The sequence below is a fragment of the Sphingomonas sp. AC411 genome (assembly GCF_979253035.1).
In genome coordinates, this window is record NZ_CEEDAQ010000001.1 from 3,251,075 (window position 1) to 3,265,515 (window position 14,441).

The following is a 14,441-nucleotide window of genomic DNA, read 5'->3' on the forward strand; positions in this document are numbered from 1 at the left end:
GCCTTCTCATTCCGCTTGCGGGAGGGGTTAGGGAGGGGCTTCTATCTCTTCCTCGTACGGCTATCGCGGCACTGCCCTCCCCCGAGCCCTCCCGCGAGCGGGAGGGAGTAAGGTGGCGATGAACCTTCCTTCCTCCCGTGGCCGCGGTCGGCGCGCGCCGATGGCGGATATCAACGTCACGCCGCTGGTCGATGTGATGCTGGTGCTGCTGATCATCTTCATGGTGACCGCGCCCTTGATGACCGCAGGCGTGCCGGTGAACCTCCCCGACGCGCGCGCGAAAGCGCTCGACCAGGAGCAGAAACCCGTCGAGATCTCGATGGACGAGACCGGCGCGCTGTTCATCGACCAGGATCAGGTCGCCGACGACGCGCTGCCGATCCGGCTCGCGTCGATCGCCGCCAGCCGCGCGGTCGGGGACGAGCCGCAGGTGCTGCTGCGCGCGGACCGGAAGCTCGATTACGGCCGCGTGATGCGCGTGATGGGCGAACTCAACCGCGCCGGGCTGAACCGCGTCGCGCTGGTGACCGTCGAGGGCAACCAGAACTGATGGCTGGCTGATGGATCGTTCGGAGAAGATCGGCCTGGGCGTTGCCGTCGTCGGGCATGCGGTGCTGTTCGGGCTGTTGTCGCTCGGCTTCCTCAGCGCGCCCGAACCCCCGAAGATCACCCAGCAGCCGATCGACGTGAGCTTGGTGCCCGACGTCGCGCTGGAGGCGACCGCGCCGCAATCGACCGAGGCGCCCGCACAATCGATCGCGCCGGACGAGGGTGCGCCCGAGGATGCCGCGCCGCCCGCCCCGCAAGAGGCTGAGCGGGAGCCTAAGCCCGATCCCACGCCGCCTGCGCCGCAGCCTAAGCCTGCGCCGCCGAAACCGGCACCCAAGCCGCAACCGGCGCCGGAACCCGTGGCCAAGCCGCAGCCCAAACCCAGGCCCGCGCCACCAAAGCCCGCCGCCAAGCCGGCTCCGGTCGCGAAGCCTGTCGTGAAGCCGCAGCCAAAGCCGACCAAGGCCAAGCCGACCAAGTCAGCACCGGCGAAATCTGCGCCGGCGAAGACTGCGACGACGTCGAAGGATACCGCCGCCAAGTCGTCGTCGAGTGCGGCCAAGCCCGCCAAGCCGTCCTCGACCAAGGGCAGCGGCTCGACCGCGGAGGCCAAGACCTCGCGGCCGCGCGGCTCGCGGCTCGGCGACAATTTCCTGAAGGGGCTGTCGGCCGATCCGTCGCCGAGCAAGTCGGAGGCGCCCAAGGCCGCCAAGCTCGGCGCGCAGGCGGCGGCGAACATCGGCTCGGCGATTTTGCGGCAGGTGCAGCCCTGCGCCAACCGCCAGGTCACGCCGGGGCCGGGCGCGGAGCGGATCCGCGTGACGATCAACCTGAAGCTCAACCGCGACGGCACGCTGAAGTCGCGGCCGACGATCACCGGTCACGCGGGCGTCGACGACGACAACCGGCGCTATGTCGACCGCGTCGACGATCTGGCGATCGCGACCTTCGTCGGGTGTTCGCCGCTACGCGGTTTGCCCGACGACCTGTATGACGTGCAGAACGGCTGGAGCAATTTCAGCCTGCGCTACAAACTTCCCGGCTGAGGATGTCCGTTATGACTCGATCGATCCTGGGGTTTTTCCCTTCACCGCCAGTCTTCCCCCAGCTTGACCGCCACCCCGGCGGAGGCCGGGGCCCAGTGGGAAGGTGGAGGTAATGATGCGCAACGCTCCTTCAGCGGCGTCCCCCAACTGGGCCCCGGCCTTCGCCGGGGTGGTGTTGGGTGGGCGTAGGGCTCGTTCGATTTTTGCCTCGGTTGGGTTGATGGCGTTCGTCTCCGGCAGTGCCGCCTACGCACAGGACGCACCCGCTCCAGCACCCCAGCAAGCCCCTGCCGACCCTGCAGCTCCAGCCCCAGCAGGCGACCAGTCCGGCGGCCTCGTGGTCGACGTCACCGGCGGCATCTCCGCGCCGATGCCTATCGCGATTCCCGTCATGCCGACCGCTGCGGTCGTCTCCACCCCAGCAGGCTCCACCGACGTGCTCGGCCGCCAGCTCGCGGAGATCGTCACCAACGACCTGCGCAACTCCGGCCTGTTCACGCCGCTGTCCCCCGGCCAGCTTCGCCCGGTCAGCTTCCCCGAAGTCACCGCGCCCGGGTTCGAGTATTGGGGCAGCACAGGCGCACAGGCGCTGGTGCAGGGTTTCATCCGCGCGAACGGCGACGGCAACCTGACCGTCGGCTGTTACCTGTACGACGTGTCGTCCAAGGCCGAGCTGACCCGTACCGGCTTCGTCGTGTCGCCGTCGGACTGGCGCCGCGCAGGGCATAAATGCGCCGACATGGTCTACACCCGCCTCACCGGCGAAGGCGCGTATTTCGATAGCCGCGTCGTCTATGTGTCCGAGACCGGACCCAAGGGTCGCCGGATCAAGCGGCTCGCGATCATGGATCAGGACGGTGCCAATCACCGCTTCCTGACCAACGGCCAGTCGATCGTGCTGACGCCGCGCTTTGCGCCGAACCAGCAGTCGATCGTCTATATGAGCTATCTCAACAATCGCCCGGCGATCTATGTCTACGACATCGGCTCGGGCAAGCAGCGGCTTGTGGTGGCGAACGCGAACCTGACCTTTGCGCCACGCTTCTCGCCTGATGGCCGCAACATCCTGTTCTCGATGGCGCAGGGCGGCAACACCGACGTGTACCGCGTCTCGTCGCAGGGTGGTACGCCGCAGCGCCTGACCAACTCGCCGGGGATCGACACGGGCGGCAGCTATTCGCCCGACGGTTCGAAGATCGTGTTCGAGAGCGATCGGTCGGGCGGCCAGCAGATCTACGTGATGAACGCCGACGGATCGAACCAGCAGCGGATCAGCTTCGGCGGCGGGCGTTACGCCACGCCGGTGTGGAGCCCGCGCGGCGACCTGATCGCGTTCACAAAGCTAGGTGGCGGGTTCCGGATCGGCATCATGAGCCCGAGCGGGGGCGGCGAGAAACTGCTCACCAACGACTGGCAGGACGAGGGGCCGAGCTGGTCGCCAAACGGTCGCGTGATCAACTTCTATCGCTCGGGACGCGGCAGCGGCGGCAAGGCGGACCTCTGGTCGGTCGACCTGACCGGCGTCAACGAGCGGAAAATCCCGACGCCGCTCGATGGCTCGGATCCGGCATGGGGCCCCTTGCGGCCCTGAACCTGCTATGGGGGCATAACGGGGAATGTGATTTTCTACGGGAGACTATCTATGTCGAAGCTTTCCAACATCTTGCTCGCGTGTACCGCGCTGATCGCCGTTTCGGGCTGTGCGAAGAAGCGCCCCGCCGTGCTGCCACCCGCGCCGGTCGACAATAACGCGCCTGTCGATCCCAATGCGGGGATGAACAACGGCAATGTCGGCGGCGCGATCGTGCCGGGGTCGGATGCCGACTTCCAGCGCTCGGTGAGCTCGAACACGGTCAATTTCGGGCTCGACATGTACGACATCGATCCGACCGCCCGCGCGATCCTCGACAGCCAGGCGCAGTGGCTGGCGAAGTTCCCGAACCAGCGCATCACGATCGAAGGCCATGCCGACGAGCGTGGCACGCGCAGTATAACCTGGCGCTCGGCGATCGTCGGGCGAACGCGACGAAGAACTATCTGGCGGCGAAGGGCGTGTCGTCGTCGCGGATGACGACGATCAGCTATGGCAAGGAGCGGCCGGTGGCGATGGGCTCGGACGACCAGAGCTGGGCGGCGAACCGCCGTGCGGTCACGGTGGTGTTGAACTAATCTGCCTTGTCCCTCTCCCCTGCGGGGAGAGGGAAGGAGGAACCGCTTGGCGATGGGAGGGTGAGGGGTTGTTGGGGCTGATGGTCCGAGCCTCACGCCCCTCACCCTCCCACGCGCAAGGGCACGCGGGTCCCTCCCTCTCCCCGGAGGGGAGAGGGGTTTTAGCCTAGCGCCTTGTCGAGCAGTTTCGCGAGGCGGATGCCTCCGCGGCGGATTTCTTCGCGCGAGACGGGCACCATTTTCGCGATCGTTGCGTCTTCCATCTTCACGCGCGCCGGAACCGTGCCGCATGCGTCGCCACCCAGCGCCGCCGCATACGCTGTGTGCGACGCTTCCCAGCTCTCCCGGCTCCAGTCGACGACCGTCCCAGCGCCGATCTTCGCGCGCTCGGCCGCCGGATAGCGCCGCACCAGCGACGGTGGCGTCGAGATCGCGCGCTCCGCCAGCGGGCCGTCCCAGATCGAATGCAGGTTGAACCGCGCCGGCCCGTAGATGCCGTAATCCGCCTTCACGTCGTTGCCGCCCTTGTCGTGGCGGTCGCCGGCATGGAGCGGCTGGTGGAGATCGCCGACGAAGTGGATCAGGAACGCCAGCGCCTGGACGCGGTCCTTTGCGACGCGGCGCGATCCCGCAGCAATGTCACGTCGCGGTCGATCTGCGCCGAGACGCAGTCGCCGTCCTTGCAGGCAGGCGTCAGGTCGAACGGCGCGCAGACGTCGGCGTTCTGGTAGTGCCAGCTATACGCGAACCCGAAGCGCGACTTGCCGTCGGCGGTCTTGAGCGGCTTGATGCAGTCCGCCCAGACGCTCGCCTCCTCGATCGTGCCCGCCGGGCATTCGGGCGTGTCGAGCAACGCCTGTTGCGCCAGCAGTTTGCGGATCGCGGCCTTGGTCTTGGGCGTGACGTTGGCATAGGCGATCTGCGCGACGGTCTGGTGGCCATACTCCCAGAACGCGGTGGCGGGGAGGCGAGGCCGAGCAGGGCCCCGGCGGCGAGGAGATAGCGCTTCATGCCGCTTCGTTAGCGTAGATCGCGACCGTCCGGCTACCCGCTGACGACGCCGTGCCGCGGTACATGCCGACTGTGTTGAAGCCCCACGCCATGTCGCCGCCCGGCCCGGCGACGATGACGCCGCCAGTGCCGCCGAGCGCCTTCACTTCGGCGAGCACCGCGTCGGCCGCGACTTGCAGCGGCTCGCCTGACAGGCGGACGCGCGCGGCGATCTCGTGACCGACGCCAACTCGCAGGAAGAACTCGCCCGAGCCGGTGCACGATACCGCACAGGCGCGATCGTCGGCGAAGGTGCCCGCGCCGATTACCGGCGTATCGCCGATCCGGCCCCAGCGCTTGCCGGTGACTCCGCCGGTCGAGGTGGCGGCGGCGACGTGGCCATGCGTGTCGCACGCGACCGCGCCGACCGTGCCGTATTTCATGTCGACGTCGAACCCGCCGCCATCCGCCTGGAACTCCGCGAACTGCCGCCGGCGTTCGTCGGTCGCGAACCAGTCGGCATCGGCTTGCGGCAGTCCGCGATCGCGCGAGAACGCATCGGCGCCCTTGCCGGCGAAAATACGTGGCGCCCGTCGTCGAGGATCGCGCGCGCGAGTCCGACCGGGTTGCGCGTCGCGGTGGCTGCGGCAACGGCGCCGGCGGCTCGCGTCCGGCCGTCCATGATCGCCGCGTCCAATTCCAGCGTGCCGTCATGCGTGAAGACCGCCCCTCGGCCTGAATTAAAGTGCGGGTCGTCCTCCAGCACGCGCACCGCCGCTTCGACCGCATCGAGTGCGCTGCCGCCATCCGCCAGCACTTTCGACCCTACCGTCGAGCGCCCGCGACAGGCCGGCGCGCGCGCCCGCATCCTGCTCGGGCGATACCATCTCGCTATCGAGTTTGCCGGCGCCGCCGTGGATGACGAGGGTCCAGGTCATGCTGAGTCTTTCGAAGGCAGGGCGCGAAGGCCGATGAGGGGACGGAGCGGCGCGATGCTGCGACCGGTCCAGTAGAAGGCGACGCAGCCGACGATCGTCGCAGCCAGCAGGCATGCGAACTCCACCCCGCCCGGCAGGCCGGCGGGGAGCAACGCGAACATGACGAGGACGATGATCGTCTGGTGGATCAGGTAGAAGGGGAACACCGCCTCGGTCAGCATCGGCCGCCAGCGATGATCGCGGTTCCAGTGTCGCTCGGCGATTCCGATCAGCGCGACGATCGCGCCCCATTGCTCGACCGCGTGCGCGATACCGTAGGGCGTGTAGACCCAGCGCGGCGTCGGGACATCCGCCGGCCAGCGCAACTCGACGCCGATGATCCAGAGATAGGCCAGCAGCGCTGCGATCGCGCCGACCTTCCACCAGCTTGCGATCGCCGCCATCGCCGGCTCCGACCGCGCGAGGCCGAAGCCGAACAGGAAGGCGGGGAAATAGGTGACGTGCGCGATCCAGTCGCCCACAAAGCCTGCGTATCGCCGACCATCCGCATCCACCAGCCATGGACGAACGCCAGCCAGACGACCGGTAGCAGGACGACCGCCCAGCTACCGAATACCCGGTCGAACGCACGTTGCAGCCAGTCGCCGCGGACGACGACCACCCCGAGCGTCAGGATAGTGGTGTAGACCCAGAGATAGACGACGAACCAGAGGTGGTTCCAGGTCGGCAGCGACAGCCCGGCGAGCGTTTCGAAGCGAAAATAATCGTGTGTCCAGAACGTCCAGTAGCTGCCTGCATAGCCATGCTTGGTGACCAGCTCGACCCAGGGTTGCGGCGGCACGATCACCGCGATGCCGAAGACCAGCGGTACCAGCAACCGGTTGCAGCGGTTGGCGAAGAACCCGCCGGTGCCGCTCGACCGTGCGAGCAGCGCGCGGCTGGCATAGCCCGAGACGACGAACAGCAACGTTAGGCGCCACGCGTTGCTGGCGAGCATCGGCAGCCGCACCCAGTTCTCGACATGGAGCGACTTTACGTGGAAGTTCCACGGCACGAAGACCATGCCGATATGGTAGACGATCAGCAGGGCGAACGCGCCGATCCGCAGCCAGTCCATGCCGAAATGCCGATTCATCGCGCGGCCCTACGGGGCGGGGGCCGGTGCCGCAAGCGCGCTAGGGGTGATGTGGTGCTCAGGACGGGTGATCCCGCGATCCTCCCTCGCCAGGGGGAGGTGGCTGGCTATTGCCAGACGGAGGGGAGGACACGGAACACCGGTTGCCCTCACCTCCCCCTCCGTCACCTTCGGTGCCACCTCCCCTTGCGGGGAGGATCAGAATCATCGCAGCGCCTGCTTTCAGTTCAAACCTTCATCCGCGGCGTGCCCATGAAGTCGCGCTTGCCGATCAGGACACCCTGCGCGCGCAGGATCGCGTAGGCCGTCGTGGCGTGGAAATAGAAGTTCGGCTGCGAGAACGACAGCAGGAAGTTCGCGCCGGTGAACGGCATGACGAACGTCCCGAACTCGAACTTCGTGTCGTTGTCGGCAAGTGCGTCGAACGCCTCCCGGTCGATCGCCTCCAGCGTGGCGATCGCGTCGCGCAGGACGGCGTGGAGCCCCGCGAAATCGGTCGGCCAGGGCGACCGGTCGGGCGAGAAGGTGCCGCAGCGGACGCCTTCGATCCCGCCGACCGAATGCGCTGCGCACGACTTCACCTGATAGCCGAACGGCAGCATGTCGTCGGCGAGCTTCGCGTCGATCAGCGTCGCGGGCTCGATGCCGCGTTCGGCGGCAAACGCCTCCGCCTTGTCGAGCAACGCGTCGACCGCGCGGAGGATCTGGAGGTTCGAGGGGATCGTCGCATCGTAGAGGGAAAGCGTCATCGACCGGGCTCCTATGTGTCGCGCCGCTATGGCCGACGTTCGCGGCGCCTGCCAGCGCCGTCCTTGCCAGCGATGTTCCGTTCCGCCGCGCAAGTCGCTATATACCGCGTGAACTCCCGAGGAATCCTCATGTCCCTTCGTCCCTGGCGCGATATCACCCGCCGCAAGAGCCGCCAGATCATGGTCGGCACCGTCCCCGTCGGCGGCGACGCGCCGGTCACCGTACAGACGATGACCAACACGCCGACCGACGACGTACGCGCGACGGTCGACCAGATCCGCCGCTGCGAAGAGGCGGGTGTCGACATCATCCGCGTGAGCTGCCCCGACGTCGAGATCGACCACTGCACTGAAGCAGATCGTCCGCGCAAGCCGCGTGCCGATCGTCGCCGACATCCATTTCCACTACAAGCGCGCGCTCGAAGCGGCGGATGCCGGCGCGGCCTGTCTGCGGATCAACCCGGGCAATATCGGCTCGGCGGCGCGCGTGAAGGAGGTCGTCGACGCGGCCAAGTCGAACGGCTGCGCGATTCGGATCGGCGTCAATGGCGGCTCGCTCGAGCGGCACCTGCTCGAGAAATACGGCGAGCCTTGCCCCGATGCGCTGGTCGAGTCGGCGCTCGATCATATCAAGCTGTTGCAGGATCACGATTTTCACGAGTTCAAGGTCGCGGTGAAGGCCTCCGACCTGTTCCTCGCGGTCGCGGCGTATCAGCAGCTCGCCGAGCAGGTCGATTGCCCGCTGCATCTCGGCATCACCGAAGCGGGCGGCTTCGTCGGCGGCACGGTGAAGTCGGCGATCGGGATGGGCAGCCTGCTCTGGTACGGCATCGGCGACACGATCCGCGTGTCGCTGTCCGCCGAGCCCGAGGAGGAAGTCCGCGTCGGCTTCGAGATCCTCAAGGCGCTCGGCATCCGCAACCGCGGGGTCCGCGTCGTCTCGTGCCCATCCTGCGCGCGGCAGGGCTTCGACGTGATCCGCACGGTGCAGGCGCTGGAAGAACGCTTGCAGCACATCCGCACGCCGATGTCGCTCTCGGTGCTCGGCTGCGTCGTCAACGGCCCCGGCGAGGCGCGCGAGACCGACATCGGCATCACCGGCGGCGGCAACGGCAAGCACATGGTGTACCTCTCGGGCGTCACCGACCACCACGTCCAGGACGCCGACATGGTCGACCACATCGTCCGCCTGGTCGAGGCCAAGGCGGCGGAGATCGAAGCCGCGGACGAGGCGATGGCGGCACTGGTGCCGGTGGCGGCGGAGTAGGTCCCGTGATAGGCTCCAGCCTCGTTGGAGGCCGGCCATGACCTATCATGCTAAAGTCGTCAGTGGGCATGTTGCTTTGCCCGAGGACCTGCGCCGGGAAGCGGGGATCGAGGACGGCGATTCTCTGGTCGTCGAAGTCGATCCGAATGGCGGCCTGACGATGAAGACCTACGCGCAGGTCGTGCGCGAGGTGCAGTCCGAATTTCGCGCTATGGCAGTGCCGGGGTCGGCGCCGGAAGATCGCAATCTTGTCGACGAACTGATTGCCGAACGCCGCGCCGACGCCGCGCGCGAAAATGCCAAGCTTGAGGAATGGCAGTCGCGCCAGACTTCGTGACGGTCGTTTTCGACGCGTCCACCGTCTTGGCGATCCTCAAGAATGAAACCGGAGCGGACTCGGCGATCGAGCATGCGCGTGGCGCAATGCTGTCCAGCGTCAATCTGATCGAGGTGCGCAGCAAATTGTTCGAGATCGTGTCCGACGTGGACGCGGTGATCGCGAACCTCGATCGACTTGAGATCGTGATCATGCCGTTCACCGCGACCCAGGCGAAGATCGCCGCCGATTTATGGCCCGTCGTCAAAGGCAAGGATGTGTCGATCGCCGACCGGGTCTGCCTGGCATTGGCTATCGATCAGGCTGCAACGTTGTGGACGGCGGACAAGGATTGGGTGACGCTGGGGTTGGACTTGGATATCCGCCTGATTCGATGACCTCGCGCACCGTCTCCCCCGCACTGGCCTTCGCCGTTGCCGCGTTTGGCATCGGGCTGTTCTCCATGATGGATGCGGTGATGAAGTCGCTCGTCCTCGCGATCGGCGTCTATAACGCGCTGCTGTGGCGGCAGATGATCAGCGTCGGGCTCGGTGCGGTCGCGTGGAAGCTCGGGAACAGTGGGCGGCCGAGCGGGCGTGCGCTGAAACTGCACTGCGCGCGCGGGCTGGTGACCACGGCGATGGCGGTGCTCTTCTTCTGGGGGCTGGCACGCGTACCGATGGCGCAGGCGATTTCGCTGACCTACATCGCGCCGATTCTCGCCTTGTTGCTCGCGGCCGTCACGCTGGGCGAGCGAGTCGGGTGGAAGACATTCGTCGCGTCGATCGCCGCGCTTGGCGGCGTGCTGGTGGTGATGATCGGGCAGGGACGCGAGGTGCCCGGACCCGGGACGTTCCACGGGACGCTCGCGATCCTCGGCTCGGCGGTGCTGTATGCAGTCAATCTCGTGATCGCGCGGCTGCAGAGCCAGGCGGCGCGGCCGGGCGAGATCGCGTTCTTCCAGGCGCTCGTGATCACCGCGACACTGGCGCTGGCGGCGCCGTGGCTCGCGGTGGTGCCCGAGGCGGCTCAGTGGCCCAAGCTGTTGCTGGCGGCGGGGCTCGCCACCGCGTCGCTCTGGCTCCTCGGCTGGGCTTACGCGCACGGCGACACCGGATTCCTCGCGACCACCGAATATACCTCGTTCGTCTATGCCGCCGTGCTGGGTTTCCTGGTGTTCGGCGAGCGGGTATCGGCATTCACGCTGGCGGGCGCGGCGATCATCGTCGTCGCGTGCCTGTACGCGGCGCGGCGGCGTGACATCGCGCAGAGTTCGATCGAGGCCAGTGCATGACCCATATCCGTCCCGCCACCCGCGCCGATGTCGGCACGATCCTGCGCTTCGTCCGCGAACTCGCTGCGTTCGAGCGCGAGCCGGATGCGGTCGAGACCACGGAGGCGATGCTCGAAGAGGCGCTGTTCGGGGAAAAGCCGGCAGCCGAGGCTCTGATCGCGGAGAACGAGCACGGTCCGCTCGGCTTCGCGCTGTTCTTCCACAATTTCTCGACCTGGACGGGCAAGCGCGGGCTGTATCTCGAGGATCTGTACGTGACGCCCGAAGCACGCGGGCGGGGGTCGGCGGTGCGCTGTTGTCGCATCTCGCCGGCATGGCGCTCGATCGCGGGTGCGCGCGGTTCGAATGGTCGGTGCTCGACTGGAACGCCGATGCGATCGCGTTCTACCGGAAGGTCGGCGCGGTCGGGATGGAGGACTGGACGATCCAGCGGATGTCCGGGGATGCGCTGGTCAGGCTGGCAGGGCGGTAGGAGGGCCACCGCCGCGAACAGTATTGGGACTCGCCCGCGTCCACACTATCCCCGTCATTCCCGCGGAGGCGGGAACCCATATCGGCTAGCTTCACCCTTAGGTCGCGAGCGTCGGAGATTATGGATCCCGCCTGCGCGGGGATGACGGTAGAGTAGGTTTTGAAAGATGTACGCCCCGGATCGATCCGGGGCGACGATCATACCGGCGGGATCATCGCCCCGCGGCGTCGTCCGAATTCATCGGCTCCTTGCCCTCCGCCTTCTCGGCCTCGTAGCGCGCGATCGCCTCGACCGTGATGCGCTTGGCTTCCTCGGCGTCGCCCCACTTGCCGACGCGGACCCACTTCGTCTTCTCGAGGTCCTTGTAGTGGGTGAAGAAGTGCTCGATCTGCTCGAACACGATTTCGGGCATGTCGGCACGCTCGCCGATGTTGGCGTAATAGGGGAACACCGCGTCGACTGGCACGCAGACGAGCTTCTCGTCGCCGCCGGCTTCGTCTTCCAGGTTCAGCACAGCAATCGGGCGGGCGCGGACGACGCAGCCGGGGATGAACGGCGAGCGCGCGATCACGAGGGCATCCAACGGATCGCCATCGGGGCTCAGCGTGTGCGGCACGAAGCCATAGTTCGCCGGATAGCGCATCGGCGTATGCAGGATGCGATCGACGAACAGCGCGCCCGAGGCCTTGTCGAACTCGTACTTCACGGGCTCGCCGCCGGTCGGCACTTCGATGATGACGTTCAGGTCTTCGGGCGGGTTCTTGCCGGTCGGGATGAGATCGATACGCATGGCGGTCCTTTCGAATATGACGGTGCCGGCGCTCCTCGTCTGGGGAGCGGCCGGCACCGGTAGATTTCAAAGGCTCAACGCGGCGTCAGCAGCTTGTCGAGCCCGCCGTCACCTGTACCCACCTTCTGCAGGCGCGGATAGCGCGGCCCGTCATGGTAATCGAGCGTGATATCCCGGAATCGGTCATTGTTCTTGACCGTCAGGCGAATCGGCACCTTCGTCCCCTTCGCCGCCAGGATCGCCGCCTTGATCCGGTCGGACGAATAGGCCTCGCTGTTGACCGCCTCGATCTCGGTACCGACGTCGAGGCCCGCCTTGAACGCCGGGCTGTCCCAGATCGACGAGGTCACGACGCCGTCCTTGTTGATCACCATGCCGAGCGAATAGCTGACGTCGGTGCCACGCGTCTTTTCCGCCTGCTTCAGATACGGGCTCTGCTCGGGACCGTAGACCAGCTTGTAGCCGTTCATCGCGAAGCCGTTGATCGGCGCAGGCTTGCCGGTCTCGGTCAGCCGCGTGTTGAGGAACGTCGCCCAGTCATAGGGGACGATCCCGTTCAGCGTCTTGGCGACGTCGGCGAAGGTGTAGGTCAGCTCGCCGTAATCGCCGTCGCGGACGCCGAAGAACGCCTTGGCGAAGTCGTCGATCGACTTGGTCCCGCCGGACTTCTGGCGGAGCATCGCGTCGACCTCCATCCAGACCATCAGGCCCTCGTTGTAATAATCCTCCGACCGCTGCCAGCTGGTCCAGCCCTTGGGTTTCCGCGCCGAGATGACGGGATCGTTGGTGGTATCGATCAGCGGGCGCCATTCGCGACCCTTTGCGCTGTCGTAGACGCCGAGGATCGAGGCGTAGCCGTCGAGCGTGTCCTGCTTGCTGACCAGCCCCGAGCGCGCCTGGAGCACATAGCCCCAGAACTGCGTCTGGCCCTCATACACCCACAGCAGCGAATCGCGCATCGGCGTGCGGAAATCGGGCGTCCACAGGTCGGCGCCACGGCGGAACTTGCCGTCCCAGCTATGGGTGAACTCGTGCGGGAGCAGGTTGCGGGTGGCGGCACCGGTTTCCCATTCGGTGAAGTAGCCGGGACGGACGCCGTTCTCCGAGCTGCGGTGATGCTCCAGGCCGATCCCGCCGAGCTGGTCGGTGATCGACAGCAGGAATTCGTAATGATCGTAATGCTGCGCGCCGAACGTCTTCACCGCTTGATCGACGAGGCGCTTGTGCGCGTCGATCTGCTCGGGCTTAGCGGCGAGCTGATCGGGGCTGTCGGCGAAGACGTTGAGATCGACGCGCGGGCTGAGCGGCCAGACCTTGCCGTATTTGCCCGCCAGCGTCGGCAGATCGACCAGGATCTCGTAGTTGGTCGTGTCGTAGCTGTAGGTCGAGCCCGAGACCTTGGCCGGCACCGCGCCCGCCGCGGTCCAGCCGGTCGGATAGGTTGCCGTCATCTTGATCGGGATCTGGCGCGTGAAATAGCCGGCCGGGTACAGGCTGACGAGGTTCGGCTGGAGGCTGACCATCGTCGGCGTCATCACAACCCTGCCCTGGTCGGGTTTGGTCGCGGAGATGAACTGGAATTCGGCGACGATGCTCTTCACGCCGGTCGGCACGTCGATGTGGAACGCAAAGACATCGACCGGATCGCGCGTCCAGGGCACGATCTTGCCGTTCGCCCGGATCACGAGGCCGGCGAGCTTCTCGATCTCGCCGCGCGGCGAATGCGCGCCGGGCAGCCACTTCGGATAGAGCAGCGCCATCGGGCCTGCCTTGGCGACCGGAATGGTTTCCTTCACGCGGAAGATGCCACGCTCGGTATCGGTCGCGTCGACGTCGAGCAGCAGCGTGCCGGGATAGGGCGTGTCGACCGCGTCGGGGATGGTGTCGACGAAAGGCACCGGCTGTGGCGCGGTGTTGCCGGCGGGAACCTGCGCGACTGCAGGAAGTGCAGACGCGAGCAGGGATGCGACGAGAAGCTTGCGGATCAAGGAAGGGCCTTCCGGCTGAGAGACGATGTCACAAGGTGTAATCGTCGGAAAGGGCAGCCGTCCAGTCCTTTACAGGAGGAGCTCAACTACTCCCGAGCACGTTGATCGTGAACGCCAGCACGCCGATGTTGAACACGAACGCCGCCATGCTCTGGCCGAGCGCCGCTTTGCGCACCCGACGCGAGGTGATCTGCACGTCGGAGGTCTGGAACGTCATCCCCAGCGTGAACGCGAAATAGGCGAAGTCCCAGTAATCGGGCTCGTCGCAGTTCGGGAAGTCCAGTCCCTTCGCGTCCTTCCCGTCATCGTCGTCGCTGTAATAGAGATGCGCATAGTGCAGCGTGTAGATCATGTTCGAGAACAGCCACGCGAGCGCCAGCGTCGCGATCGTCAGCGCGATTCCGACCGCGTCGTTCTTGCCCTGCAATTCCTTGGCGACCGCGACCAGGATGACCAGCATGATCGTCCCACTGAACCCCAGCAGCACCGCGCGGTTGGCGTCGTTCTCCTCCGCCGCGCGGCGCATCCGGGCGGCGTTGGCGTTGCGGAACAGCGTCGAGACCGCGATCAGGAACACGATCGCACCGACGTCGAACGCCACCATCGTCCCCGGCCCAGCCCCAATCGCGGGATCAGCGCGACCAGCCCGACCACAAAGACCAGCACGAACAGGACGAAGCGCGGTGGGGCCACGCGTTGTCCGAGGCTCCAATATCTGGGTTTGTCGTTCATGCCACA

Annotated in this window: 12 protein-coding genes and 6 pseudogenes; 9 read left to right on the forward strand and 9 right to left on the reverse strand. The window is 66.5% G+C overall.

Annotation, left to right across the window (positions count from 1 at the left end):
- Positions 1–112 precede the first annotated feature (112 nt).
- The 4 genes and pseudogenes from tolR to pal all read left to right on the forward strand — a co-directional run bounded on the left by tolR (position 113) and on the right by pal (position 3,764).
- Complete coding sequence (gene tolR, locus AC0IX7_RS16695; RefSeq protein ID WP_248523964.1) at positions 113–550, forward strand: protein TolR; 438 nt, start codon at positions 113–115, stop codon at positions 548–550.
- A gap of 10 nt (positions 551–560) precedes the next feature.
- Positions 561–1,595, forward strand: a complete 1,035-nt coding sequence (locus tag AC0IX7_RS16700; RefSeq protein WP_471812927.1) for a cell envelope biogenesis protein TolA — start codon at positions 561–563, stop codon at positions 1,593–1,595.
- 220 nt (positions 1,596–1,815) lie between these two features.
- On the forward strand, positions 1,816–3,186 hold the full coding sequence (tolB, locus tag AC0IX7_RS16705) for a Tol-Pal system beta propeller repeat protein TolB (protein ID WP_471812928.1): 1,371 nt from the start codon (positions 1,816–1,818) through the stop codon (positions 3,184–3,186).
- A gap of 51 nt (positions 3,187–3,237) precedes the next feature.
- Positions 3,238–3,764 (forward strand): annotated as a pseudogene (gene pal, locus AC0IX7_RS16710) (peptidoglycan-associated lipoprotein Pal).
- A gap of 161 nt (positions 3,765–3,925) precedes the next feature.
- Here pal and AC0IX7_RS16715 read toward each other — a convergent pair.
- The 5 genes and pseudogenes from AC0IX7_RS16715 to AC0IX7_RS16735 all read right to left on the reverse strand — a co-directional run bounded on the left by AC0IX7_RS16715 (position 3,926) and on the right by AC0IX7_RS16735 (position 7,576).
- Positions 3,926–4,775 (reverse strand): annotated as a pseudogene (locus AC0IX7_RS16715) (S1/P1 nuclease).
- Positions 4,772–5,692 (reverse strand): annotated as a pseudogene (locus AC0IX7_RS16720) (isoaspartyl peptidase/L-asparaginase family protein). Before AC0IX7_RS16720 ends, AC0IX7_RS16715 begins: the two co-directional pseudogenes overlap by 4 nt.
- Positions 5,689–6,246 (reverse strand): acyltransferase family protein, encoded by a 558-nt coding sequence (locus tag AC0IX7_RS16725; RefSeq protein WP_471812929.1) that lies wholly within the window; start codon positions 6,244–6,246, stop codon positions 5,689–5,691. Before AC0IX7_RS16725 ends, AC0IX7_RS16720 begins: the two are co-directional and overlap by 4 nt.
- A gap of 53 nt (positions 6,247–6,299) precedes the next feature.
- Positions 6,300–6,827 (reverse strand): annotated as a pseudogene (locus AC0IX7_RS16730) (acyltransferase family protein); the annotation flags it as partial.
- A 227-nt stretch (positions 6,828–7,054) separates the two neighbouring features.
- The gene (locus AC0IX7_RS16735) at positions 7,055–7,576 is read right to left on the reverse strand and encodes a DUF1993 domain-containing protein (protein WP_471812931.1); all 522 of its coding nucleotides are present in this window, start codon (positions 7,574–7,576) and stop codon (positions 7,055–7,057) included.
- Positions 7,577–7,705: 129 nt separating this feature from the next.
- Between AC0IX7_RS16735 and ispG the strand changes: the two are divergent.
- The 5 genes and pseudogenes from ispG to AC0IX7_RS16760 all read left to right on the forward strand — a co-directional run bounded on the left by ispG (position 7,706) and on the right by AC0IX7_RS16760 (position 10,925).
- Positions 7,706–8,843: pseudogene (ispG, locus tag AC0IX7_RS16740) on the forward strand (flavodoxin-dependent (E)-4-hydroxy-3-methylbut-2-enyl-diphosphate synthase).
- Positions 8,844–8,880: 37 nt separating this feature from the next.
- Complete coding sequence (locus tag AC0IX7_RS16745; protein ID WP_471812933.1) at positions 8,881–9,180, forward strand: AbrB/MazE/SpoVT family DNA-binding domain-containing protein; 300 nt, start codon at positions 8,881–8,883, stop codon at positions 9,178–9,180.
- Complete coding sequence (locus AC0IX7_RS16750; protein WP_471812934.1) at positions 9,177–9,557, forward strand: type II toxin-antitoxin system VapC family toxin; 381 nt, start codon at positions 9,177–9,179, stop codon at positions 9,555–9,557. The genes AC0IX7_RS16745 and AC0IX7_RS16750 overlap by 4 nt, the downstream gene beginning before the upstream one ends.
- Positions 9,554–10,453 carry a DMT family transporter gene (locus tag AC0IX7_RS16755; protein WP_471812936.1) on the forward strand — a complete coding sequence of 300 codons (900 nt, stop codon included), beginning with the start codon at positions 9,554–9,556 and terminating at the stop codon, positions 10,451–10,453. Before AC0IX7_RS16750 ends, AC0IX7_RS16755 begins: the two co-directional genes overlap by 4 nt.
- Positions 10,450–10,925 (forward strand): annotated as a pseudogene (locus AC0IX7_RS16760) (GNAT family N-acetyltransferase). Before AC0IX7_RS16755 ends, AC0IX7_RS16760 begins: the two are co-directional and overlap by 4 nt.
- A 211-nt stretch (positions 10,926–11,136) precedes the next feature.
- Here AC0IX7_RS16760 and ppa read toward each other — a convergent pair.
- The 4 genes from ppa to AC0IX7_RS16780 all read right to left on the reverse strand — a co-directional run bounded on the left by ppa (position 11,137) and on the right by AC0IX7_RS16780 (position 14,435).
- Positions 11,137–11,715, reverse strand: a complete 579-nt coding sequence (ppa, locus tag AC0IX7_RS16765) for an inorganic diphosphatase (RefSeq protein ID WP_471812938.1) — start codon at positions 11,713–11,715, stop codon at positions 11,137–11,139.
- Between the two features lie 74 nt (positions 11,716–11,789).
- Entirely contained in the window at positions 11,790–13,703 is a 1,914-nt protein-coding gene (locus AC0IX7_RS16770) for a M61 family metallopeptidase (protein WP_471812939.1), read from the reverse strand.
- Positions 13,704–13,785: 82 nt separating this feature from the next.
- Entirely contained in the window at positions 13,786–14,307 is a 522-nt protein-coding gene (locus AC0IX7_RS16775; protein WP_471812940.1) for a DUF1345 domain-containing protein, read from the reverse strand.
- Entirely contained in the window at positions 14,271–14,435 is a 165-nt protein-coding gene (locus AC0IX7_RS16780) for a hypothetical protein (protein WP_471812942.1), read from the reverse strand. Before AC0IX7_RS16780 ends, AC0IX7_RS16775 begins: the two co-directional genes overlap by 37 nt.
- Positions 14,436–14,441: the final 6 nt, after the last annotated feature.